This is a genomic window from Stenotrophomonas sepilia (assembly GCF_003244875.1).
In the GTDB taxonomy this organism is placed as follows: domain Bacteria; phylum Pseudomonadota; class Gammaproteobacteria; order Xanthomonadales; family Xanthomonadaceae; genus Stenotrophomonas; species Stenotrophomonas sepilia.
The window spans coordinates 112,803-136,840 of sequence record NZ_LXXZ01000033.1 but is presented as its reverse complement, the minus strand read 5'-3'; the positions used below and the strand labels follow the sequence as shown (position 1 = coordinate 136,840).

Genomic DNA, 24,038 nt, shown 5'->3' with positions numbered 1-24,038 from the left:
GGCGTCGGGCCTGCCCGGCATCGCCCTTGTAGCGTCGAGCCATGCTCGACTGCCCTTTCCGTCCTCAATGCCCACTGCAATCGCAGCTGCCCCACCCCTTCGCCTTCGAGGTCTGGCCGATGCCCGGGTTGAACGTATTGCTCGGGTCCAGCTGCTTGTAGAACCCGGCCAGCGCCGGCTTGGCCGGGTACAGGTGGCCGACATTGTGCTCGGCCGGATACTCGGCGCCACGCTGGTCCAGCAGCGCCCACATCGCATGCTCGATCGCCATCGGGTCTTCGCCCTTGCGCGCGATGTAGTCCTGATGGAACACGTGGCACAGGAAGTGCCCGTAATACAGCTTGTGCAGCAGACGGCCGTCGATATCAGGTGGTAGCTGCTCGAACCAGTCGGCGTCGTCACGTCGCAGCGCGATGTCCAGCGCAACGATGTCCTGCACCTGCTCACGATGCACTTCGCGGTAGCGCACCGCGGCACCGGCTACGGCGAAACGATGCAGGAACGCCTTGCGCCCCTCCTCGGCCGTGCAGTGGAAATAGCCGCCTTCGTGGCCAGCGAAGAAATCGCGCAGCCAGGCTTCGGTTTGCGCTGCGTCCTGCGCGGACACCTTCAGCAGCAGGTGATGCTCATAGCGCTGGCGGAACTCACCCATGCGCTTGGGCAGGTGCGAGGGCAGCAGGCCGGTCAGCACCTGCATCACCCGGTCGGTCACCCCGCGCAGGCCCAGCCGTTCGAACCAGCCATCGATGCGGCTCTTCAATGCGAACGCCGCGGGCACACGAGAGGTACCGAGGCGATCAATCAGCAGGAAGCTGTCCTTGCCGTAGCGCTCGCCGATGTCATAGGCATCGCGGTGAATGTACTCGCCCGCGATCGGCAGGCGCTCGAAGCCGGTCAGCAGCTGGCGGCGGATCGCGGTGAGGCTGTCGGTGCGGTTGCTGCCGATGTAGAAGACTTCGGCGGCCTCCTTTTCGAAGGTGTCCAGGCGCACCGCGAACACCGCCAGCTTGCCCGCGGACCCGGCCGCCTCGAAGTGGCGGCTGGGATCGGCGTTGAAACGTGCGGGGGTATCGGCATCGACCTTGCGTACTTCCTCGGCATAGCGTGGATCGGAAGCCGCACGGCCGTCGCCATCGCCCACGTCGGCGGCCGTGTAGTCACCGGCCTGCAGGCGCTGCAGGATCTGCTCGGGCGTGTCACCCAGCGCGATGCCCAGATGGTTGACCAGCTGCAACTGGCCCTGCGCATCGACCTGCGCATACAGCGCCAGCTCGGTGTAGGCCGGGCCACGTCGCACCAGCGCGCCACCGGAGTTGTTGCAGATGCCGCCCAGCACCGAGGCGCCGATGCAAGACGAGCCGATCACCGAATGCGGTTCGCGACCCAGCGGGGCCAGCGTCTGCTCCAGGCGGTCCAGCGTCGCGCCAGGCAGGCACAGCACCTGCCGGCCTTCGTTCAACAACTGGATGCCGGTCAGGCGCAGCGTGCTGACCAGCACGATCGGCCGGCCATAGTCATCGCCATCCGGGGTCGAGCCACCGGTCAGCCCGGTATTGGCCGCCTGCAGGATGATCGCGGCGCCGCCCTGCACCGCTGCCTGCAGCACGCGCCACAGTTCCAGCAGCGTCCCCGGGCGCACCACCGCCAGCACTGGGCCATCGCCGAAGCGATAGCCGCGACGGAAGCGCCGCGTGGCCTTGTCGCCGGTCAGTACATGGCGATTGCCGACCGCATCGCGCAACTGTGCCAGCACGGCGTCGTGGCCGCTCATGGCAGGCTGACCAGCGAATCGCGGCCGATGTCGGCGATGCGGCGCGCACCGGTCAGGGTCATCGCCACGCGCATTTCCTTGGCGATCAGGTCCAGCAGGTTGGCCACGCCGGCCTCGCCCTGCGCGGCCAGCGCATAGATGAAGGCGCGTCCCAGCAGCACGGTATCGGCCCCCAGCGCCAGCATGCGCACCACGTCCAGGCCAGTGCGGATGCCGGAATCGGCGAGGATCTTCAGATCGCCCTGCACCGCATCGGCGATGGCCGGCAACGCACGCGCGGTGGACAGCACGCCGTCCAGCTGGCGGCCACCGTGATTGGAGACCACGATGCCATCGGCACCGAACTTCACCGCATCACGTGCGTCATCCGGGTCGAGGATGCCCTTGATCACCATCGGGCCCTTCCAGAATTCGCGGATCCACTCCAGGTCCTTCCACGAAATGGAGGGATCGAAGTTGCTGCCCAGCCAACCGATGTAATCCTCCAGCCCGGTCGGGTTGCCGCGGTAGGTGGAGATGTTGCCCAGGTCATGCGGGCGGCCGAACAGGCCCACGTCCCACGCCCAGTGCGGATGGGTGATGGCCTGGCCGATGCGGCGCAGCGAGGCATTCGGGCCGCTCATGCCCGAGTGTGCATCGCGGTAGCGCGCGCCCGGCACCGGCATGTCCACGGTGAATACCAGCGTGGTCACGCCGGCAGCCTGTGCACGCTCCAGCGCATTGCGCATGAAGCCACGGTCGCGCAGCACGTACAGCTGGAACCACATCGGCCGCTGGATGGCCGGTACCACTTCCTCGATCGGGCACACCGACACCGTGGAGAGGGTGAACGGGATGCCGCGGCTGTCAGCCGCGCGCGCCGCCTGTACCTCGCCGCGCCGCGCATACATGCCGGTCAGGCCGACCGGCGCCAGCGCCACCGGCATCGCCAGTTTTTCGCCGAACAGCTCGGTTTCCAGGCTCAGGTCGGACATGTTGCGCAGGATGCGCTGGCGCAGCGCGATGTCGGACAGGTCGGAAACGTTGCGCTTCAGCGTGTGCTCGGCATACGCGCCGCCATCGATGTAGTGGAACAGGAACGGCGGCAGCCGGCGTTCGGCAGCAGCACGGTAATCGGTGGAGGCGGAGATGATCATGGGGTCAACCGTGGGGGGAAGGCAGGCGCGAGGCCCGCGCACGCCGGGCTTCGTTGTCATCGAGGGTGCGCAGTGTGGTGTGCACGAACTCGAGGTGGGCATGCGCGGCGGCGCGCGCGCGTTCGGGGTCGCCGGCCAGCACCGCATCCATCATCTCGCGGTGCTGGTCGGACAGCGGCGAGAAGGTCCTCGCCGAGGTGTAGAGCTTTTCGCGGCTCTGTGAGATGTTGGTCTGCAGCAGTTCGAACAGCCCGCGCATCACCTGCAGCAGCACCAGATTGTGCGAGGCCTCGGCGATGGACAGGTGGAAGGCCGCGTCGGCCTCGGCTTCGCCGGTGGGGTCGTCCTTGCCGTGCGCGTCCATCATGGTCTGGAAGGCCTGTGCGATGCGCGCGCGGTCCTCGTCGGTGGCACGCAGCGCCGCATGCCAGGCGGTGGCACCTTCCAGCGCGTGGCGGATCTCCAGCACGTCGAAGCGGTATTCCGGGTCGCCCTGGAACAGCGGCAGGTACGGCGCCAGCGGTTCATCCAGCGCCTGCCGCGCGCGTGCCGCAGGCTCGGCCACGTAGGTGCCGCCACCGACCCGTGCGGTCAACAGACCCTGGCTGGCCAGCTGCGCGATGGCCTCGCGCAAGGCCGTGCGCGAGACCCCCAGCTGCACCGCCAGGGTGCGCTCGGCCGGCAGCCGGTCACCCGGCTGCAGCCGTTGTTCCTGCACCAGGCCGCGCAGCTGCGCGGCCACCTTGTCCGAAATACGTTGCGTGCTCATGGCGCCATTGTGGCCCGAAGCGCGCAGCGGGTGGTCGGCCAGCCGCGCATGGCTCAGGGAATCATCCAGGTCAGCCAGTAAGCCTGGGCCAGGGTGATCAGGCCGACCATCGTGGTGAAGATCAGGCTGTGCTTGACCGTGAAGCGGAACAGATCCGACTCCTTGCCGGCCAGGCCGACCGCCGCGCAGGCAATGGCGATCGACTGCGGCGAGATCATCTTGCCGGTGACACCGCCGGTGGTGCTGGCCGCTACCAGCAGCACGTCGGACACGCCGATCTGCTGTGCGGTGGTGGCCTGCAGTGCCGAGAACAAGGCATTGGACGAGGTGTCCGAACCGGTCAGGAACACGCCCAGCCAGCCCAGGAACGGTGAGAAGAACGGGAACGCGTCGCCGGTATGCGCCAGCGCCAGGGCCAACGTGGCAGACAGTCCCGAGTAGTTGGCGATGAAGGCGAACGCCAGCACCATGCCAATCGAGTAGATCGGCATGCGCAGCTCACGCACGGTCTCGCCGAAGGTCTGCAGCGCCGAACGGACCGGCATGCGCAGCGCGATGATGGCGATCAACGCGGCCAGGATGATCGAGGTACCGGTGGCCGAGAACCAGTCGAACTTGTAGATGGCTTCATAGCTCAGCGGCGCAGCCACGATCGGTGGCATCTTCTGCACCAGCTGGTCCAGGCCTGGCACCGGGATCTTCAGCACCCAGCCTTCCAGCGGGCCGCCCGCCGCGAACAGCGACTTGAACGGCTTGATGCTCCACAGCGTGACCATCGCGGTGAGGATCAGGAACGGCGACCATGCCCTGGCGATCTGGCCGACGCTGTGGCGCGGTGCCTCCAGCGCCTGTGCGGCCGCCTCGGCGCTGGTTTCGGTGTCGAAACGGAAGATCCGTACCGGCTTCCAGCGGCGCAGGAACAGGGTCAGGCACACCAGCGACGCCAGCGAGGCGGTGATGTCCGGCAGCTCCGGGCCGATGAAGTTGGAGGTCAGGTACTGCGCGATGGCGAACGAGCCACCGGCCACCAGCACCGCCGGCCAGGTTTCCTTGATGCCGCGCCAGCCATCCATGATCGCCATGATCCAGAACAGCACGATGATGGTCAGGAACGGCAGCTGGCGACCGGCCATCTGGCCGATCTCGAATGCATCCAGGCCGGTGACCTGCCCGGCCACGATGATCGGAATGCCCATCGCGCCGAACGCTACCGGCGCGGTGTTGACGATCAGGCACAGGCCGGCGGCATACAGCGGCTTGAAGCCCAGCCCGACCAGCAGCGCCGCGGTGATCGCCACTGGCGCACCGAAACCGGCCGCACCTTCCAGGAAGGCGCCAAAGGCGAAGCCGACCATCAGCATCTGCAGGCGCTGGTCTTCAGTCACGGACAGGATCGAGGCGCGGATGATGTCGAATTGCCCGGTCTTGACCGAAACTTTGTAGAGGAACACCGCACCGATGATGATCCACGCGATGGGCCACAGGCCGTAGACGAAACCGAAGCCGGCCGCGCCCAGCGCCTGGGGCAACGGCATGCGGTAGAACAACAGGGCCACGCCGAGTGCGATGGCCACGGTGATCGTGCCGGCCAGCCAGCCCTTCATGCGCAGCACGGCCAGGGCAACGAAGAAGAACGCGATCGGCAGCAGCGCGATCAGGCTCGACAACCACAGGTTGCCGGCGGGGTCGTACAGGTGTTGCCAGGGCTGCATGAAGACTCTCGACTGGAAACGGAAGGAGCCCACCGCAGGCGGTGGGTCGCCGTGGCCGTCGATCATTGGTAGTACCATTAATGATTGCGATCAGACCACTTGCAGCGGATTTAACCGCTACTCCGACGAAGAGCCTATTAGACCATAGGGCTAGCCCTTTATTGGTCTGACCATTGGAGCCTTCATGGTGGTGCCGGCCGCTGGCCGGCAACTCGACCTTCCCTACGAGATCCGTTTCTCCAACCGCCGCATCACCGCCAGCACCAGCACGCACAGCACGCTGACCCCGATCGCGATCACGTACTTGCTGATCCCCACCGCAATCCCGATCGCCGCCGCCATGATCAGCGAACTGGCCGTGGTCAAGCCGCTGACCTGGTCCTCGCGTGAGCCGCGCAGAATGGTGCCAGCGGCCACGAAGCCGACGCAGGCCACCACCGCTTCGATCAGGCGCACCGGATCAACCTGCAGCAGGTCGCGGTAACGCTCCTGCTGGAAATGCTCGGCCACCGAGTCGCCGAGACCGACGATCAATGCCGCCGCTCCGGCAATGAGCATGTGCGTACGCAGGCCGGCGGCGTGCTTGCCCATTTCCCGCTCGACACCGAGCACACCGCCGAACAGCATCGCTGCGGCTACGCGCAGCAGGATCGAGACATCCTGGGTGAGTTCCATGGGCAGGCTCCGGAATTTTCCTGAGCGTCGCGTGGCATGCGTGGCACAGAGGTGAAGGCCACCCCACAGTGCGTTCACCCGGTAGCGCCGGGCGATGCCCGGCGACGCCGCAACCCGCGTTCAGCGCATCACTGCGCGAGGTAGCCACCATCGATGGCGTAGTACGTGCCGGTCGCGAACGAGGCATCGTCGCTGGCCAGCCAGGCTACCAATGCGGCCACTTCCTCCGGCGTACCCAGCCGCTTCAACGCGTGCCGCCCTTCCAGCGTGGCGCGCACCTTCGGGTCCATCTTCTCCAGCAGTGGCGTGCTGATGAAGCCCGGACCCACCGCGTTGACACGTATGCCGTCAACCGCATGTTCCCACGCTGCGGTCTGGGTCAGCCCGACCACGCCGTGCTTGGCCGCCACGTACGCAGTGGAACCGGCATAGCCCACCTGGCCCAGGATCGAGGCCATGTTGATGATGCTGCCGCCCGTGCCGGCCGCGCGCATGGCCTGGATCTGCGCACGCTGGCACAGGAACACGCTGGTGAGGTTGACATCGATCACGCGCTGCCAGCCATCGATAGGATAGTCACCGCTGGCGGCGGCCGGCCCGCTGATGCCGGCGTTGTTGACCGCCACGTGCAGGCCGTCGAGTTCCTTGATCGTGCGCTGCACCGCTGCCTCCACCGCCGCGTCGTCGGTGACGTCCAGCGCGATGCCGATGGCCTGTGTGCCGGTGCTGCGCAACTGCGCCACGGTGGCATCCACTGCATCCTGCTTGAGGTCCCAGACCGAGATACGGGCACCGGATGCGGCCAGCGTCTGGGCCACGGCCAGGCCGATGCCCGACACGCCTCCGGTCACGATCGCGGTCTTGCCGGTGAGCTGGTAGTCAATCATCTGCGTTCTCCAAATGCGGGGGTATCGAAGTGGCCTGCAGCAGCCAACCTACCTACCTTACGCGCGCGCCCGTGATGGCCGGGCTGACATCGCATCTCCAGATCGTTCCAGCCATGAAACCTCAACTGCAGTTTATGTATGGAATTGCGTACGGATATGCGTTCAAAACCCCGGCGTATGTTCTTCTGCTTTTTCACTTTGGCCGTAATCGCAAATCGTTTTGACCTTATCGAAGTCAAAAGCGCGCGAATCGCGGCGACAATGGGAAACGCTTCCAGTTTCTTCGACACATTCAATTCAACCTGTGTTTGCGCAGAGCGATGTCCCGATATTTCACTTTTGCTGATTACCGCCAGTTCGGCGAACGCCATGGCTACGACTACCGGATCGAAGGGAGTGAACTGCGCGACGACCAATGGGCAGGGCGTGGCGACGTCCACGAACAGTCACTGCGCGGTGGCCTGGGCCTGATCGCCTCGGACGTGCACAACCGGTTCACCTACACGGCCACCGCTGTGCACGGTGCCGGCCTGACCATCCGCCTGATGCTTCAGGGCGAAGTGGATGTCCAGTTTCCTCGTCGCAAGGGGTTCACCCTGCGCGCCGGCACAGGCATGACCACCAGCCACCATGAACCTGTGTCGATGGCCGGGCTGCATCCCGGTGGCAGCCACCTGCGCGGGGTCAGCTTGAGCGTACCGGCCGATCTGGACGTGGACATGCTGCGCCTGCCGGCACTGCAACGGGTCCTTCATTCCCCTCTGCAGTGCCGCCACTGGGCCATTCCGCATGCCTTGCTGCCGACGCTCGCCCAATTGTTCGACAGCCCCTGGCAGGACGACATCGATGCGCTGTGGCGCGAAGGCGTGGCCCTGCAGGTGTTGGCCGTCGGCCTGCAGGCCGAGGATATGCAGACCGAGCATGTACGCACGCTGCGCGCCGGCCAGCGCGAGCGGCTGGAGCGAGTGCGCAGCTATCTGCATGACGACCCCAGCCATGCCCACAGCCTGATCGAACTGGCCCAGCTGGCCTGCATGAGCCCCAGCTCCTTGCGCCGCCATTTTGCCCAGCAATATGGAAGCTCGGTGTTCGACTACCTGCATGAGCAGCGCATGCGCCATGCCGAACAGGGCCTGCGCGAGAACGGATGGACCGTCGAGCAGGCTGCCGCCGCCAGCGGCTACCGCCACCCCAGCAACTTCGCCGCCGCGTTCCGCAAGCGCTTCGGCCTGGTCCCCAGCCGCTGGCGTACGGGCCCCTCGAAGGTGGGCTGAAGGCCCGGGCCCTGGCAGGTGTCGACCTTGGTCGACACGCTCCTGCGCCATTGCGGGTGCCGGCCAGCGGCCGGCACTACCACGTGCTACCAGGCACGGCCCGGCGTCACCCTGCGGGCCTCAATACACCGGCAGATCGATGTAGCTGGCCTGCGCCGCGCTATGCCAGACCCGCTGCGTGGCCTTCTGGTAATCGCCCGGCTTGGCCAGGTAGATGTTCGGCACGTAGGTCTGCGGATTGCGGTCGTACAGCGGGAACAGGCTGGACTGCACCTGCACCATCACCCGGTGGCCCTTCTGGAACGTATGGTTGGCGTTGGGCAGATCGAAGCGATACGGCAGCACCTGGTTGGCGGCCAGCGGCTTCGGATCGCTGAAGCTCTCGCGGTAGCGGCCACGGAAGATCGCCAGCGACACCGGCAGCTCGTAGCCCCCCATTTCCGGCGTCGACGCTTCCTGGTCCGGATACACGTCGATCAGCTTCACCACCCAGTCGCTGTCGGTGCCACTGGTCGACGCCTGCAGATGCACCACCGGCGCGCCGCCGATGCGCAGCGGCGCGGTCAGCGGTTCGGTGATGAAGGTCAGCACGTCCGGGCGACCATCGACAAAGCGCTGGTCCTTGACCAGCCAGGTGGTCCACATGTCGCGGTCACCGAAGCGCACCGGGCGCGGCACGAACGGCACCGGCTTGGCCGGGTCGGACACGTATTCCTCGAAATCACCCTCGCCCGCCGCCGGTGCCTGGAACGCCAGCTTGCCCCCGGCGCGCAGGTACAGCGGCTTGCTGCTGGCGGCACACCCCTTGTCGCAGCTGCGCGGCCAGCCCTTCAAGCGGTCCCAGTGGTTTTCGCCGGTGTTGTAGATCAGCACCGGTGGCGTATCGGCCTTCGGCGCGCCATCCACCAGGTACTGGTCAAAGAAGGGCTTGAGCACGTCGCGGCGGAACTGCAGCGCGGTATCGCCGTCGAACTTCAGCGCACCCAGTTCGCTGCCGCTGTAGTTCACCTGGCTGTGTCGCCACGGCCCCATCACCAGGTAATTGCGGTTGTTGCCGCTATCGCGTCCTTCCATCGCCTGATAGGCGTGGTTGGCACCCCACATGTCCTCCTGGTCCCACAGGCCCTGCAGCCACATGGTCGGCACCTTCAGCGGTGTCTTTGCCATCACCGCGTCCAGCGCCTGGCCCTGCCAGAAGCCGTCATAGGCCGGATGCTCGACCAGCTTCTTCCACCAGGTCAACTGGTCCACGCCGGTGAAACGCGCGTAGTCGCCTGCCGAGCCGATGCGCAGGAAGGTGCTGTAGTCGTCGTAGCCGAGGCTGGGCAGCGGCGTACCCTTGCCGCGCTTCTCGGTCTGCATGGCGAAGTAGTTGAAGTTGACCTGGCGGAACGCACCGTAGTTGAGCCAGTCGTCACCCATCCAGCCATCGACCATCGGGCTCTGTGGTGCGGCCACTTTCAGTGCCGGGTGCGGGTCGGTCAGCGCCATCACCACGGTGAAGCCCTCGTACGACGAGCCGAGCATGCCGACCTTGCCATTGCTCTCCGGCACGTTCTTCACCAGCCAGTCGATGGTGTCCCAGGCATCGGTGGAATGGTCGACTTTGGTGTTGTTCAACGGCCCGCGCAGCGGCCGGGTCATCACGTAATCGCCCTCGGAACCATACTTGCCGCGGATATCCTGGAACACGCGGATGTAGCCGCCGTCGACAAACACCTCGTCACCCTGCGGCAACAGGTCGCGCATGCGCGGCGAATCACTGCGGCTGGCGCGACCGGCAGCATCATAGGGGGTCCGGGTCAGCAGAATCGGCGCATTGTGGGCGCCCTTGGGCACCACGATCACCGTGTACAGCTTGGTGCCATCACGCATCGGCACCATCACCACGCGCTTGTCGTAGTCGCGACCGACATCCGGGGCAACGAACGGCTTGCCGCTGATATCCGGGGTCATCGGCGGGGTATCGGCGGCCAGCACGGTGCTGGACAGGCAAAGGGCAATGGCTACAGCGACGGCACGCACACGCATGGACAACCCCTCCCGGCAGGAAAGCCTCAAGCCTACTCCTGCCTGGCGCCGTGAAGTGTGCGCAGGCTTTGCATTCTTCGGTGGATGCGGGCAGGACTGATGGCACATGTGCCTGCGGTGCCGCTGCGCTCGTCGGCGAAAGGTAGTGCCGGCCGCTGGCCGGCAACCGCGTAACGCGCCCAGGATCATGAAGTTGCCGGCCAGCGGCCGGCACTACCCGATCAGGCTGCCGTTACTTCATGCAACGCCAGCCAACGCCAACGGCCGTCTTCCTGCCGCAGCACGGTCAGTGCTTCACGCCAGGCCATCCCACCTTCAGCAACGCCCTGCCCTTCACGGTAGCGCAGCATTGCCAACGGTGCCGGCACCGCAATGAACTGCAGGGCATCGACTTCGATACGCAGGCCCGGGCGGGCACCGTGGCCGCCAGCGAACATGCCGGCCAGTGCTTCGCGGTCCAGGCGCTGCCCAGCAATACCGACCATGCTGAAGTCGGTGCAGAAATGATCCATCAGCGCATCCAGCGTACTGGCGGCTGCTTCCGCACGAAACCAGGCCTGCAGCTTGGCGATCAGATCATGGAACTCGTTCTCTGCGGTCATCATCATTGCATTGTCTCGGGTTGGGAAAGAGAGATCGATTGCGGACGGCGCAGCAGCGTCATCGGCAGCAGCGTCATTGCAGCGGCCAAACCCAGCGCCACGCTGGTGGCGCGTTCCGGCAGCCATTGCATGGCCAATGCCAGCAGCAGTGCGATGGCGGCGGTGCCGAGGCAGAAGCTGAGCTGGCGGTTGAGGTTCCAGAGTGCACTGGCATCGCCCAACGCCTCACCTTCCACGCCATGGAAGGCCAGCGTCTGCGCGGTGCTGCTGCACAGGCTGCCGCCGGCGCCCATCAACGCGAACAACAATCCGGCCAGCACGAAGGCCGGCTGCGGCAGCAGCGCCATCAACAACAGGCCGCTGGCCTGCAGGAGCATGCCGGCGCGCAGTACCGCGGCCGGACCGAAGCGAGCCAGCAGGCGCTTGCTGGCCATGATCGCGATGGCCGCAGCCAGCGCCCAGGGCAGCATCAGCGCGCCGATGCGTGCCGCGCTGTAACCGGCGTGGTGCAATTGCAGGGTACTGACCAGTTGGCTGCCGATGAACACACCTGGTACGGCGAGATACACCAGCATCGCCAGCCGCAGCCCGCGATGGGACAGCAGCGACCAGCGCAGCAGTGGCTGCGCCTGCCGACGTGCATGTCGCAGGTGCGTCGCCGCCAGCAACAGCGCGGCCAGCAGCAACACGGCACCTGCACCGCGATGTCCCGATTCGCCCAGCCAGGTCAGCGCCAGCAGCAGCGCACCCAGCGCCAGCATCGCGGTGGACAAGGCATAGGCCTGCAGGCGCGGCGCACTGCGCGCGCCATCGGCCGGCATCCAGGCCAGCACCAGACCGATGACCGCTACCGCCAACGGCAGGCTGGCCCAGAGCACACCGCGCCAGGACAGCCACTGCACCAGCAGCCCGCCCAGCGCCGGCGCCAGTGCTGGCACCAGCAGCGCCACCAGCAGGATGCGGCGGGTCAGCGCGCCACGTTGGTCGGGCGTGCATTGCCGGTACGCTGCGGCTTGCGCCACGGGAATCAGCAGGCCACCGGCCAGGCCCTGCAGCAGGCGCCAGCCGAGCAGCCAGCCGATTCCTGGCGCTGCGCCAGCCAGCACAGCGGCGACCGCGAACAACAGCAACGCCGCCAGCAGCAAGCGACGCTCGCCACAGCGTGCGGCCAGCCACGGCGCCAGCGGAATCACCATGCTCAGGCCCAGCATGTACGCCGTGCCGACCCAGGCCAGGGTGCTCACGTCGGCGTGCAGCTCCGCTGCCAATGCCGGATAGGCCACCGTGGCGATGAACATATTGACCAGATCCAGGGCGAATACCAGCAGGAAGATCGCCTCATGGCGCAGGCGGGGGGACGGCATCGGCGGCGCTCCAGCGAGGAAGCAGCCAGCATGCCGCCCGGACCCCATTGGAAAAACACGACGGCAGCTGCAACACTGTCAAATCTGTTTTGACAATGAATCGCCATGGTCAGCCTCGATCGCTTCGATATCTTCCGTGCCGTGGTCGAAGCCGGCAGCCTGACCGCTGCGGCCGATCGGCTCGGCCTCAGCCGCGCGGTGGTCAGCTTCAACCTGAAGCGGCTGGAGCAGGAGCTGGGCGTGACCCTGCTGTTGCGCAGTACCCGCCACCTGTCCCTGACCGAGGCCGGCGAGCAGTTCCTGCAACATTGCGTGCAGGCACTGGATGCTGCGCAGGCGGCGATCGATGCCGCGCGCCGCGACCAGCACCAGCTGCAGGGCGTGCTGCGCCTGACCACCACACCGGAGTACGCCCAGCTACGCCTGATTCCCGCGTTGGAGGCGTTCCGCGCGCAGCACCCGGCCCTGCAGCTGCACCTTTCAACTTCTCCAGCGCCAGCGGACCTCATTCCCGAACGCTTCGACCTGGCGATTCGCCTCGGCCGCCTGCCGGACTCGGGCCTGCACGCCAATGAACTGGAGCGCCACCCGCTGTACGCGGTGGCGGCGCCGTCACTGCTGGCGCGCCTGCCCTCTGCCGAGGCTGCCGATGATCCAGTACTGCTGGGCACCCTGCCCCGCCTGGGCTATCCGCGCCTGGCCGATGTGCCGGTGGTTGCACCTGACGGCAGCGATGCCTTGTTTGCCACCAACCCGGGCAACGCCGTGGTACGCGTGGATGGTGCCAGCAGCCTGCGCGCGTTCGCCTTGGCCGGCGCCGGGGTCACCGTGCTGCCACGCTGGCTGATCGAGGACGACCTGGCCCAGGACCGGCTGCGCCCGGTGCTGCGCCAGCACCGCTTCCCGCAGCAGAGTGTCTACGCGGTCTATCCGCACAGTTCGCAGCCTTCACCGAAGGTGCGGCAGCTGATCGATTTCCTGCGCAGGTGGTTCGGCACCGCACCTTTGTAGAGCCGAGTCCATGCTCGGCTGCCCGTCGGTTCGATTGACCGTTCTTCAGCCGAGCGTGGGCTCGGCTCTACAGGAACACCACGAACGGACACGGCCCTGTGCGGGCCGTGTCGTCAGGCATCAGCGCAGCACCTGCTCCACCAGCTGCACATCTACCGTCTGCAGCGGCTCGGCGGCATTGCGCGACAGCTGCACCTGGTAGGTGCCACCGTCGATCTTCCACTGCCGCGCCTGTGCATCGTAGTGGGCCAGGGTCTTCGGCTCGGCTTCGATGCGGATGCGGCGCTGTTCGCCCGGCTGCAGGTTCACCTTGTCGTAGCCGATCAGGCGGATCGGCGTGGTGCTGCCGGCCGGCAGCTTCAGGTACAGCTGGGCCACGTCGGCGCCGGCGCGCTTGCCGGTATTGCGGATATCGACGCTGGCGACCAGGCGCGAGCCTTCCACGCTCACCTTCAGGTTGTCATAGGCGAACGAGGTGTAGGACAGGCCATGGCCAAAGGCGAAGGTCGGGGTCAGGCCCTTGACCGCCATCCACTTGTAGCCGACGTTGGCGCCTTCGATATCGAAATCGAACACATCACCGAACGGCTTGGCCGGCTTGAAGCCGAGGCCATCGATATGCGGGCGCGGCAGCTGCGATTCGTCCGTCACCCAGGTCACCGGCAGGCGGCCGGACGGATTGACCTGGCCGGTCAGCAGCGCGGCGATGCCTTCGCCGCCGCGGATGCCCGGGTACCAGGCCTGCAGCATCGCTGGCACCTGCGCCAGCCACGGTGTGCGCACCGGGCCGTTGGTTTCCAGCACCAGCACGGTCTTCGGGTTTGCCGCGGCCACCGCCGAGATCAGTGCGTCCTGGTTGTCCGGCAGCTGCATGTCCGGCAGGTCCACAGATTCGGCGGCCCATTGCGTGGCAAACACAATGGCCACATCGGCCTGCGCGGCGGCCCTGGCCGCAGCGGCGGCATTGGTGCCGTCCACATATTCGATGGTTGCGTCAGGGCGCGCCGCACGCAGCGATTCCAGCGGCGAGGACGGGTGGAAGATCACCGGGCCCGGCCAGGTGGTCGGCAGCACGCCCGGCACCGCATTGGTGCCCTTGGCGGTGACGCCCACCATCGACGAACCACCGCCGCCGATCACGCCCTTGTCGGCATGGCCGCCGATGATGACGATGCGCTTCACGCTGTCGGCCAGCGGCAGCAGGTTGCCCTCATTGCGCAGCAGCACGCTGCCCTCTTCCACCGTGCGCTGGGCCACGGCGAAGCCGGCCTCGGCATCCACCTTCTGGTGCTGCGGCGGGTTGTCGAAGTTGCCGTGCAGGAACATCGTGCGCAGGATGCGCGTGACCATGTCATTCAGGCGCGCCTGCGGCACCACGCCGCCATGCACGGCCAGACGCAGCGGTTCGTCGAAGAACACCGCCGCGTCGAACACTTCACCGGCCGACTGCTGGTCCAGGCCGGCCAGCGCCGCCTTCGAACCGCTGTGCACGCCGCCCCAGTCGGACATCACGAAACCGGGGAACTTCCATTCCTGCTTCAGCACCTGGTTCATCAGGTAGCCGTTCTCACAGCCGTAGGTGCCGTTGATCTTGTTGTACGAGCACATCGCCACGCCCGGGCGGCCAGCCTCCAGCGCGATCTCGAAGGCCAGCAGGTCCGACTCGTGCATGGCCTGTTCGCCGATGCGCACGTCGTGGAAGTTGCGCCGGGTCTCCATGTCGTTCAGCGCGAAGTGCTTCATCGAGGAGATCACGTGCTGGCTCTGCACGCCCTGGATCAGCGCGCCGACCATCGAACCGGCCAGCAGCGGGTCCTCACCGGCATATTCGAAGTTGCGGCCGTTGCGTGGATCGCGCTGCAGGTTGACGCTGCCCGACAGCAGGATGTTGAAGCGCTGCTGCCACGCCTCGCGGCCCATGGTCGCGCCACCTGCGAAGGCGACTTCGCGGTTCCAGCTGGAGGCGGTGGATGGGCCTGAGGGCATTGCCGTGGCGAAATCGCCCGGACGGATGCCGCCCGGATTGGTCACGCCGACGCCGGCATCGGCCGACTGCTGCGACGGAATGCCCAGCCGCGCCACGCCCGGCACGAAACCGGCCGAACCGACCGCGCCTTCCGGCAGTGGGCCACCATCCTTGCCCAGCCCGAAGTAGCTGTGCAGCATCTGGAACTTCTCATCCTCGGTCATCGCCTTCAGCAGCAGCGCGGCGCGTGCATCGGCGTTGAGGGCGGTGTCCATCCATGGCTTTTCGCCGTGCTTGTCGGCGGCATAGGCCAGTGTCAGCAGGGTGGCGCGCAGGGTGCTGCCTTCCACCTTGAACGGCGCGCTGCTGGCGGCCTGGAAACCGTCGCTGAAATAGCTGGCATCCGCTTCCAGCGCCACACGCGCCGGATCGAAGCCGGCGGCCTTGGCCGATTCACCGGCCACTGCGCCGAGCAGCACCGCCGGTGCACCCAGCCGCGAACGGGTGACCAGCGCCGGCAGCTGCGCGGCACCTGCGCCGGCATCGGTATAGACCGCCACGGTGTGGCGGCCATCGTCCAGGCGCAGGTAGTTCAGACCCGGCTGGTCCGGGCCGGACTCAGCGGCGATCGGCAGCCGGGTCAGCACGGCCTGGCCGCGCTGGGTCTGGCCATCGTCCTTGCCCGCAGCAATGAAGCGGTACTCGTAACCCAGTCCGTCGGCCAGCACCTGCAGCGGATCGACCTGGCCAATACCGCGCTGCACCTGGCGCACGCTCACCGCGTCCACCTGCAGGGTCTTCAGCTGGGCGGCCAAGGCCGGCATCGCCTCGGCGGTCGGGGCCTGTTCCAGGGTCAGCACGGTGAACGCGGCAGGGTCGGCCCACGCTGGAGCGGCCAGTGCAGCGGACAGGGCCAGGGACAGTACAAGCGGCTTTGTAAACGTTTTCATCGACAGGCGTAATTCCGTTGCCAAGGCAATCGGTCCAGGGAAAGTGCCGCCGAAGGGTGCAGCGTTCATGCCGCGCAGGGATTGCCAGGCAACCTCCCGCAGGCCAAAGGACAGGCCGGTCTGCGCGCGGGACCCTCCTCCCGGCGTGACAACCTGCCTGCCCGAGCCGCGCAGGGCGACCCAATCCTGTGAAGATTGTGCGAGGGCGTTCACACCTGTCAACAGGACCTAAGTCACAGGGGCGATCGCTGCCTGCAGTTATCAGGCCATCACCGGCGGTCATCAGCGCGCCGTGCGAGGCTGCCGATAATGAAGGTCCCTGGCCACGAACCGATCCCATGACCGTCCACCGCGACTTCGACCATCTCTGGCGCGACCGCTGCGATACGTCCAGCCAGCGCGCACCGCGCGTGCTGATCCGTGTGTTCGTGGCCCCCGGTGAGCTGGAACGCAGCGTGGCGTTCTACGAGCAGCTGCAGGGCGTGGTGGCCGATGCGGGCTTTCCGTTTCCGGAGGCCGGGCTGCGCCTGGCCATGGTCGGTGCGTTCCTGTTGATCGAGGGCAGCGAGGCGGCGCTGGCGCCGTTCACCTCGACCACGGGGACACTGCTGGTCGATGACGTTCGGCCTTATCACGACAAACTGGTCGCCGCCGGCGCCGAGATCATCTTCCCGTTGCAGGTGGTCCCGACCGGGGCGGCGTTCAATGCGGTGCATCCCGATGGCACGGTGGTCGAGTACGTGCATCACCGGCCGGATCCGCAGGGGCGGTGAGGGTGCGCACGGCCGGGCTGCGCCCGGCCCCCGCGGTAGTGCCGGCCGCTGGCCGGCAACCTCAGAAGCAACAGCCGAAGCAAAAGCGGGCTTCCTGTGGGATGGCGGGGTGGGTCCGGCTGCGGGGGGCGCTGCAAGTACGTCCATGTAAGCTCGGTCGCGCCATCCATGCGCCCCCGCAACCGGACCCACCCCGCCTTCGACAGTCTCTCGCGACCTGCAGTAGATCCACGCCATGCGTGGATGCTCTTCGTTTCATTGTCGAATTACTCGATTTCGATGGAGATTCATCCACGCATGGCGTGGATCTACAATCCCGTCATGTCTTCCCCCGCCCTGCCCTGGAACGGCACGTTGCTGCTGGATGCGCACGCCGCCGTGCTGCACGGCCATGCCGGTGACAGCGCTTTGCATGCGCACTACGCCCATCAATTGCTGCTGAGCGACGGTACGCCCTGGCACGTCGAGATCGATGGCGTACAGCAGCAGGGCCAGCGGCTATGGCTGCCTTCGTTCCAGCCGCACGCGATCCTGTCGGCACCGGAAGCAGGCTGCACGGTGTTCCTTGAGCCGGCCCACGCCGATCCCACCCAGATCCAGCAGCATCTGCACGCGCTGCCGGGCAACGCGCTGGAGCTGCGCGATTGGTTGCCACGGCTGAGCCGCCCGCAACCGCTGGACCGCCGCGTGCAGGCGGCGTTGGCCCGTATCGCCCAGTACCTGCCCGGCCCGGTGCCGGCTGCCGACATCGCCGAAGCCGCGCACCTGTCAACCAGCCAGCTGCAACGGCGTTTCCAGTCCGACCTGGCGGTGACCCTGCGCGGCTGGGTGCTGTGGCAGCGCTTGCGTACCGCGCTCGCGCACCACCTGCAGGGGCACAGCCTGACCGCCAGCGCGCATGCCGCCGGCTTCGCCGACCTGGCCCATCTCTCGCGCAGCCTGCGCCGCATGTTCGGCATCGGTGCCGCACAGCTGCAGGGCCTGCAGTTGCACGCGACCTGACACGGCCGATCACCCGCGCCTGCGCAGGCCTTCGGGCAGCTCCGGCACCTCGCCATGCGGCAGTTCACGAAACGGCGCCAGCAGCTGCCCCGCGTAATCGCGCGGATAGTCCGGTTGGCTGCCGATGCCGAGATCACATTGCTGCAGCCGATAACCGGGCGCATCGAAGGCGGTCCCCAGCAGATGATCCCATGCGGTCAGGAACAGGCCGAAGTTGACGTCACCGGCGGTGCCGTAACGCATGTGATGGAAGCGATGCAGCGGTGCCCACGCCATCACCCGGCCCAGCACACCCGGGCGCATGTCCACGTTGGAGTGCTGCAGCAGCAGCTGGATGGCGATGGCAAACGCCAGCACCGCCGCCACCGGCATCGGTAGGCCCAGCAGCAACAATGGCAGCACACCTCCCACCGCTTCGGCCGCCTGGTGCAGTGGGTGTTTCATCAGCCCGTTGAATCCGTACATGCGGGTCACGCTGTGATGCACCGCATGCAGGCGCCACAACCAGCCGATGCGATGGCTTGCGTAGTGCACCAGGGTGATGCCGAGATCGGCAGCGATGATCGCCACCAGCACCTGCAGCGCGAACGGCCACTGCAGCGGCCAGACCTGCCACGGAATGATCGCCGCCAGCAGCGGCACCGTGGCGATCGACAGCAGGTTCAGGCTCTCGTTGACCAGCGCGTGCAGGGCATCACGCACACGGTCGCCCTGGTCATGGTTGAACGCAGGGTCATACGGCCAGGCGCGCTCAGCGACGAACGAGACCGCAATGGCGATCGCCAGCAGGGCCAGCAGCCACAACGGATCGCCATGGCAGTGGCCGACCCAGACGACGGCAGTGGCAACGAACCCCAGCAGGAACAACGGGGCATACAGGCGCAGGATCCAGTGCTTCATGGGCAACCCGGGAAATGAGGGGCCTGCATGCTGGCGCCACGTGCGGGTTGCCGGCTTGAACAAACGGCGCAACCCTGCCGCACCGCGTTTCCCACATCCACGCATGGCGTGGATCTACAATGGCGCCCTCATCGCGCCCGGGACCGGCATGGATTCCTTCAACCTGATGCGTGCCTTCCGCCGCATCGTCGAACGCGGCGGGCTCGCTCGTGCCGCCGAAGACCTGGGCATGTCGCCCGCCGGGCTCAGCAAACAGCTGCGCACGCTGGAAGCGCATCTGGGCGTGGTACTGCTGCAGCGGACCACGCGGCGCATGAGCCTGACCGAAACCGGCCACGCCTATTACCGCGAATGCTGCCGCCTGCTCGACGAGCTGGAAGCGCTGGAACGTGGCATCGCCGAGCAGCGTGGCGAGGTGACCGGGCGCCTGCGCGTCAATGTGCCGCAGTCGTTCGCGCTGAGCACGCTGTCGCCGCTACTGCCCCGCTTCCTGCAGCAGCATCCGCAGCTGTCGCTGGACCTGGTGATGGAAGACCGCCTGCTCGATGCGGTCGGCGAGGGTTTCGATGTGTCGCTACGATTGCGCGCTGAGCTTGATGACTCACGACTGGTGGCACGCCGGCTGGCCTCGCTGCAGCAGGTGCTGTGCGCGGCGCCGTCCTACCTGCAGCAGCATCCGGCACCCCAGGCAGTAGGCGATCTGCAGGCGCATAGCGTGCTGGCCTACAGCCTGTCCGACTCGCCCGGCAGTTGGCCGCTGCTCGGCCCGGATGGGCAGGTGACGATCACCCTGCCGGCACGCGTGACCGTCAACAACAGCCTGCTATTGCGTGACCTGCTGGTGGCCGGCATGGGCATCGGCGCCCTGCCCTCGTTCCTGGCGGCACCAGCGCTGGCCCGTGGCGAACTGCAGCAGGTGCTGCCCGACCATCGCTATCCGCCGCGCTTCGTGCATGCGGTCTACCCCACCTCGCGCCATCTGCAGCCCAAGGTGCGTGCCTTCATCGACTTCCTGCACGCCGAGCTGCCCGGCTGCGCCGGTCTGGATTCGTAACCGCCAGCGAAAACTGAGCTGCCCGCAGCGTGCTGTTTCGGCCACGCCGCGCTGCCTACTCTGCCGCCTCCCCTCTCACCGATGGCAGGCAGATGTCTTCCGTTCCTTCCCCCGCCACCGCAGCGCCGGTGGTCGATTTCTTCCACGACGTGGTCTGCGGCTGGTGCTTCGTGCTGGCCCCGCGCCTGCAGCAGGTATCGGCCGAACTCGGCATCCAGGTGCGCCACCGCAGCTTCGTGCTGCAGGATTCGCGCGCGCAGATGGTCGAGGTGTTCGGCTCGATGGCGCGCGCCAAGGCGATCATCCTGCGCCACTGGACCGACTGCGCCGCGCATGAAGACACCGCGCGCATCGATATCGAAGGCATGCGCGCACAGGACTTCGAGTATCCCTCCGGCTGGCTCGGCGCACTGGCCTGCCAGGCCGCAGGACTGATCGGTGGCAATGATGCCCATGGCGCGATGTTCGACGCGGTGCAATGGGCACACCTGCACCAGCACCGCAACATCGGCGATGCCGAAGTGCTGCTGGATATTGCCGAATCGCTGGGCCATCCACGTGGCGCCTTCGCTGACCACATGCGCAGCGACGCGGTGCGCCAGCGCGTGCAGGCCGATCGCGCCGACGCTGCCGCGCTCGGCATCCGGTCCATCCCCACCGTGATCGGCGGCAACGGCCTGCGCCTGCAGACCCTGCCGCTGCCGCAATTGCGCCAGGCCCTGGCGCCCCTGGTCGCGGCCTGAGCCGCGCCCTCCCCCACCCTGCAAGGAGATTTCCTCATGACCCCACGTACCCTGTCCACCGCGCTGGCCCTGCTGCTGGCCGCCACCGCCGCTTCCACCCCCGTGTCCGCACACGAACGCGTTCCCTCCGGCCAGCAGGTCGGCACCAGCCCCTGGGGGCCGAAGGACGAGATCGGCCGCCTCAACCTGATCACCGAAGCCTCGCGCGCCGCGATCCTGTCGCGGGTCAGCGGCGGCAAGGCCTATGACCTGGCCACCGAATACTACGTCGGCATGCCCAGCTGGCAGGATGCCGGCGACCCGCACTACCAGTTCTGGATGACCCACACCCCGCGCGGCACGGTGATGGATGATCCGATGGGCGTGGGCGAAACCATGAACCTCACCCGCAGCTACACCGGCACCGCGTTCTCGATGTACAGCCACGCCGGCACCCACATCGATGCGCTGAACCACTTCGGCATCCACGGGAAGATCTGGAACGGCTTCGAGGCCGACAAGCACCTCGGCGACCGTGGCTGGAATGTCACCGGCATCGAGAAGTTCCCGCCGCTGATCGCGCGTGGCGTGCTGATCGACGTGGCCGCCGCCAAGGGCGTGGACATGCTGCCGGACAGCTACCGCGTCACCCGCCAGGACCTGAAGGATGCGCTGGCACGCCAGAAGGTGAAACTGCAGCAGGGCGACGTGGTGCTGATCCGCACCGGCCGCATGCGCCTGTTCGAGCAGCCCAGGGCCTACATGGCCAACCCGCCGGGCATGGGCCTGGACGCGGCACGCTTCCTGGTCGAGGACGGCGGCGCGATGATCGTCGGTGCCGACAACCTCAGCTTCGAGACCTTCCCTTCGGAGGTGTCCGACGACTACGTGCCGCTGCACACCTACCTGCTGGCACAGCAGGGTGCGCCGATCATCGAGCTGGTGGCGCTGGACGAACTGGCCCGCGACAAGGTCTACGAATTCGCCTTCATCGGCGGCCCGCTGAAGATCCGCGGTGGCGATGCCGCGCCGCTGCGCCCGGTGGCGCTGCCGGTGCGCCCGTAACCAGGGGCATCCCCGGGTAGCGCCGGGCCATGCCGGGTGGGTGCCGACCTTGGTCGGCACCGCGCTTTACCGCTATCCACGCATGGCGTGGATCTACCAGGCTGCGGCATGGATTTGCCGGGGCTCTCTCCAGTAGATCCACGCCATGCGTGGATGCTTTCCCCCTTCAGCAACCTGAAACCGGACCCTCCGATTTCATTAGTAATTCTACTTACAACGCGAGTAGCATGTCTGGTCTCAGCCCCTGATACCGGCCCGTCGATACTCGCGCCATGCCCGCCGTTTCCGCCCGTTCCTGCCGTTTCCAGCCCGCCCGGCGCCTCCCCTGGAGGGCTGACTGATGGGTGCCGTCGTCGCCCTCGACCGGCTGCTGGACGGGCGCCAGCTGTGGCGTGGCCCGGCCCGCCAGGGCCCCGCCAGCGACCATCTGGCCAGCGGCCATCCGGCACTGGATGCACGCCTGCCCGGCGGCGGCTGGCCGGCCAGCGGGCTGTGCGAGGTACTGCAGGCGGCGCCCGGCGTTGGCGAACTGGCGCTGGTCTGGCCGGCACTGGCCAGGCTGAGCCAGCGCGACCGCCCGATCGTGCTGGTCGCTCCGCCCTATCGCCCGCACGCTCCGGCCTGGGCAGCGGCCGGGCTGGAACTGGCCCAGCTGCAGGTCATCCAGGCCACGCCGAAGCAGGCACTGTGGGCCGCCGAACAGTGCCTGCGCTCTGCGGCCTGCGCGGCGGTACTGTGCTGGCCGCATCAAGCCGACGACCGCGCCCTGCGCCGCCTGCAGGTGGCCGCCGACAGCGGCCAGTGCCTGGGCTTCGTGTTCCGCGAGGCGCAGGCCGCGCGCAATCCTTCCCCGGCCAGCCTGCGCCTGCAGCTCGACCACGGCCAGGTGCGGGTGCTGAAGTGCCGTGGCGGCCTGCCGCCGGCACAACCGTTGCCGCTGGCCATCGCCCACTGAGGACGCGCCATGCACTGGGCCTGCCTGTTGTTGCCGCAGTTGGCGCTGGACAGCGTGCTGCGCCTGCAGCCCGACCCACAGCGGCCATTGGTACTGCTGCAGGGGCCGGCGCAGCGTCGCGTGCTGCGCGCGGTCAGCCCGTCGGCACGTGCAGCAGGGCTGCGCCCGGGCATGCTGCTGTCGGCTGCACAGGTACTGGTGCAGGACATGCACCTGCACGACTACGACCCCAATGCCGAACAGCACACCCGGCAGCTGCTGGCCAGCTGGGCCTATGCCTACAGCTCGCAGGTCAGCCTCGATTTTCCGCATGCGCTGGTGCTGGAAATCGGTGCCAGCCGCGCCCTGTTCGGTGACTGGCTGACGATCCAGCAGCGCCTGCGCAACGAACTGCACGAACTCGGCTTCCGCCACCGCCTGGTGGCCGCGCCTAACCCACATGCCGCGCGCGTGCTGGCCAACGTCCACGATGGCCTCGGCCTTGATGCGCAGCAGCTGCCGGCGGCGCTGGCGCAGCTGCCCCTGGCGCGCTGCGGCCTGCCCAGCGAGGCGGTGACGGTGCTTGGCCGTTCCGGCCTGCGCACGTTGGGCGCGGTGCTCAAGCTGCCGCGCGACAGCCTGGCCCGGCGCTTCGCCCCCGAGGTCCTGCAGCAGCTGGATGCATTGCGCGGGCTGCCCACCGCGCCATTGCGCTACTACCAGCCACCGGACCGTTTCGATGCGCGCATCGAATTCGAATACGAGATCGAATCCAGCCAGGCCCTGCTGTTCCCGCTGCGCCGCCTGCTGCTCGACCTGGCCGCGTTCCTGTGTTCGCGCGATGGCGGCGTGCAGCGCTTCGACCTGCATTTCGAGCATGACCTGTTGCCGGCCAGCGTGCTGACCATCGGCCTGTTGGCGCCCGAACGCGATCCCGCGTTGCTGTTCGAGATCGCGCGCAACCGCATGGAAGCGTTCGCCCTGCCGGCCGGCAGCCGCGCACTGCGCCTGCAGGCCGAACAGCTGCCGCCGTTCGTGCCCGCCGCGCGTGACCTGTTCGATACCCGTCCGGCGCAGGCGATGCCGTGGAACCAGCTGCGTGAGCGCCTGCGCGCGCGGCTCGGCGATGACGCCGTGCAGCCGCTGGCAGTGCAGGCCGACCATCGCCCCGAACGCGCCAGCGGCACCCAGCCAGCAGCCAGGCCACCGGCATACTGGCCACTGCGCCCCGGTTGGCTGCTGGACGCTCCACAGCCGCTGCGTGACCCGCGCCTGCGCATCATCGCCGGGCCGGAGCGGATCGAATCGGGCTGGTGGGACCAGGCTGACGCGCGCCGCGACTACTACGTGGTGGAAACCGCGCATGGCCAGCGCGGCTGGGCCTTCCGCGCGCGCAACGATCCGCATGCGCCGTGGATGCTGCACGGCTGGTTCGGCTGA

General features: G+C 67.4%; 20 protein-coding genes. 9 read left to right on the top strand and 11 right to left on the bottom strand.

Going from position 1 to position 24,038, the window contains the following annotated elements; translation table 11 throughout:
- Positions 1–64: 64 nt before the first annotated feature.
- From dld to A7X97_RS05680, 6 genes are all read right to left on the bottom strand, one after another.
- A complete protein-coding gene (gene dld / locus A7X97_RS05705) occupies positions 65–1,771 on the bottom strand; it encodes a D-lactate dehydrogenase (RefSeq protein WP_088497345.1) in 1,707 nt (568 codons plus the stop codon).
- Entirely contained in the window at positions 1,768–2,907 is a 1,140-nt protein-coding gene (gene lldD / locus A7X97_RS05700; RefSeq protein WP_088497346.1) for an FMN-dependent L-lactate dehydrogenase LldD, read from the bottom strand. The genes dld and lldD overlap by 4 nt, the downstream gene beginning before the upstream one ends.
- 4 nt (positions 2,908–2,911) lie before the next feature.
- Positions 2,912–3,676 carry a transcriptional regulator LldR gene (gene lldR, locus A7X97_RS05695; protein ID WP_012511377.1) on the bottom strand — a complete coding sequence of 255 codons (765 nt, stop codon included), beginning with the start codon at positions 3,674–3,676 and terminating at the stop codon, positions 2,912–2,914.
- Between the two features lie 53 nt (positions 3,677–3,729).
- Positions 3,730–5,388: an L-lactate permease gene (gene lldP / locus A7X97_RS05690; protein WP_088497347.1), complete on the bottom strand. Its 1,659-nt coding sequence runs from the start codon at positions 5,386–5,388 to the stop codon at positions 3,730–3,732.
- A gap of 222 nt (positions 5,389–5,610) precedes the next feature.
- Positions 5,611–6,063, bottom strand: coding sequence for an MgtC/SapB family protein (locus A7X97_RS05685; RefSeq protein WP_005413774.1), 453 nt, complete (start codon positions 6,061–6,063; stop codon positions 5,611–5,613).
- A gap of 128 nt (positions 6,064–6,191) precedes the next feature.
- The gene (locus tag A7X97_RS05680; protein ID WP_088496134.1) at positions 6,192–6,950 is read right to left on the bottom strand and encodes an SDR family NAD(P)-dependent oxidoreductase; all 759 of its coding nucleotides are present in this window, start codon (positions 6,948–6,950) and stop codon (positions 6,192–6,194) included.
- Between the two features lie 320 nt (positions 6,951–7,270).
- On the opposite strand from A7X97_RS05680, the gene A7X97_RS05675 reads away from it, so the two are divergent.
- Positions 7,271–8,224 carry a helix-turn-helix transcriptional regulator gene (locus A7X97_RS05675; protein ID WP_072167468.1) on the top strand — a complete coding sequence of 318 codons (954 nt, stop codon included), beginning with the start codon at positions 7,271–7,273 and terminating at the stop codon, positions 8,222–8,224.
- A gap of 120 nt (positions 8,225–8,344) precedes the next feature.
- Here the strand turns inward: A7X97_RS05675 and A7X97_RS05670 are convergent, their stop codons facing one another.
- The 3 genes from A7X97_RS05670 to A7X97_RS05660 all read right to left on the bottom strand — a co-directional run bounded on the left by A7X97_RS05670 (position 8,345) and on the right by A7X97_RS05660 (position 12,221).
- Complete coding sequence (locus tag A7X97_RS05670) at positions 8,345–10,255, bottom strand: CocE/NonD family hydrolase (RefSeq protein ID WP_088496135.1); 1,911 nt, start codon at positions 10,253–10,255, stop codon at positions 8,345–8,347.
- A gap of 221 nt (positions 10,256–10,476) precedes the next feature.
- Positions 10,477–10,863, bottom strand: a complete 387-nt coding sequence (locus A7X97_RS05665; protein WP_111007677.1) for a DUF4440 domain-containing protein — start codon at positions 10,861–10,863, stop codon at positions 10,477–10,479.
- Complete coding sequence (locus A7X97_RS05660) at positions 10,860–12,221, bottom strand: MFS transporter (RefSeq protein WP_072167465.1); 1,362 nt, start codon at positions 12,219–12,221, stop codon at positions 10,860–10,862. Before A7X97_RS05660 ends, A7X97_RS05665 begins: the two co-directional genes overlap by 4 nt.
- A 105-nt stretch (positions 12,222–12,326) precedes the next feature.
- On the opposite strand from A7X97_RS05660, the gene A7X97_RS05655 reads away from it, so the two are divergent.
- Entirely contained in the window at positions 12,327–13,232 is a 906-nt protein-coding gene (locus A7X97_RS05655; RefSeq protein ID WP_088496137.1) for a LysR family transcriptional regulator, read from the top strand.
- A 120-nt stretch (positions 13,233–13,352) separates the two neighbouring features.
- Here A7X97_RS05655 and A7X97_RS05650 read toward each other — a convergent pair whose 3' ends face one another.
- Complete coding sequence (locus tag A7X97_RS05650) at positions 13,353–16,148, bottom strand: beta-glucosidase family protein (RefSeq protein WP_088496138.1); 2,796 nt, start codon at positions 16,146–16,148, stop codon at positions 13,353–13,355.
- Positions 16,149–16,486: 338 nt separating this feature from the next.
- On the opposite strand from A7X97_RS05650, the gene A7X97_RS05645 reads away from it, so the two are divergent.
- A complete protein-coding gene (locus A7X97_RS05645) occupies positions 16,487–16,921 on the top strand; it encodes a VOC family protein (protein ID WP_049429041.1) in 435 nt (144 codons plus the stop codon).
- 297 nt (positions 16,922–17,218) lie between these two features.
- Positions 17,219–17,923, top strand: a complete 705-nt coding sequence (locus tag A7X97_RS05635) for an AraC family transcriptional regulator (RefSeq protein WP_088497896.1) — start codon at positions 17,219–17,221, stop codon at positions 17,921–17,923.
- Positions 17,924–17,932: 9 nt separating this feature from the next.
- On the opposite strand, the gene A7X97_RS05630 is transcribed toward A7X97_RS05635, so the two are convergent.
- The gene (locus A7X97_RS05630; RefSeq protein WP_088497897.1) at positions 17,933–18,823 is read right to left on the bottom strand and encodes a sterol desaturase family protein; all 891 of its coding nucleotides are present in this window, start codon (positions 18,821–18,823) and stop codon (positions 17,933–17,935) included.
- 103 nt (positions 18,824–18,926) lie between these two features.
- On the opposite strand from A7X97_RS05630, the gene A7X97_RS05625 reads away from it, so the two are divergent.
- The 5 genes from A7X97_RS05625 (at position 18,927) to A7X97_RS05605 (ending at position 24,038) form a co-directional block, all read left to right on the top strand.
- Entirely contained in the window at positions 18,927–19,877 is a 951-nt protein-coding gene (locus tag A7X97_RS05625) for a LysR family transcriptional regulator (RefSeq protein WP_172412164.1), read from the top strand.
- Between the two features lie 92 nt (positions 19,878–19,969).
- Entirely contained in the window at positions 19,970–20,620 is a 651-nt protein-coding gene (locus A7X97_RS05620) for a DsbA family oxidoreductase (protein ID WP_061479094.1), read from the top strand.
- A gap of 36 nt (positions 20,621–20,656) precedes the next feature.
- On the top strand, positions 20,657–21,664 hold the full coding sequence (locus A7X97_RS05615; protein WP_088497898.1) for a cyclase family protein: 1,008 nt from the start codon (positions 20,657–20,659) through the stop codon (positions 21,662–21,664).
- A 340-nt stretch (positions 21,665–22,004) separates the two neighbouring features.
- Complete coding sequence (imuA, locus tag A7X97_RS05610) at positions 22,005–22,619, top strand: translesion DNA synthesis-associated protein ImuA (protein WP_053499642.1); 615 nt, start codon at positions 22,005–22,007, stop codon at positions 22,617–22,619.
- A gap of 9 nt (positions 22,620–22,628) precedes the next feature.
- Positions 22,629–24,038 carry a Y-family DNA polymerase gene (locus A7X97_RS05605; RefSeq protein WP_088497899.1) on the top strand — a complete coding sequence of 470 codons (1,410 nt, stop codon included), beginning with the start codon at positions 22,629–22,631 and terminating at the stop codon, positions 24,036–24,038.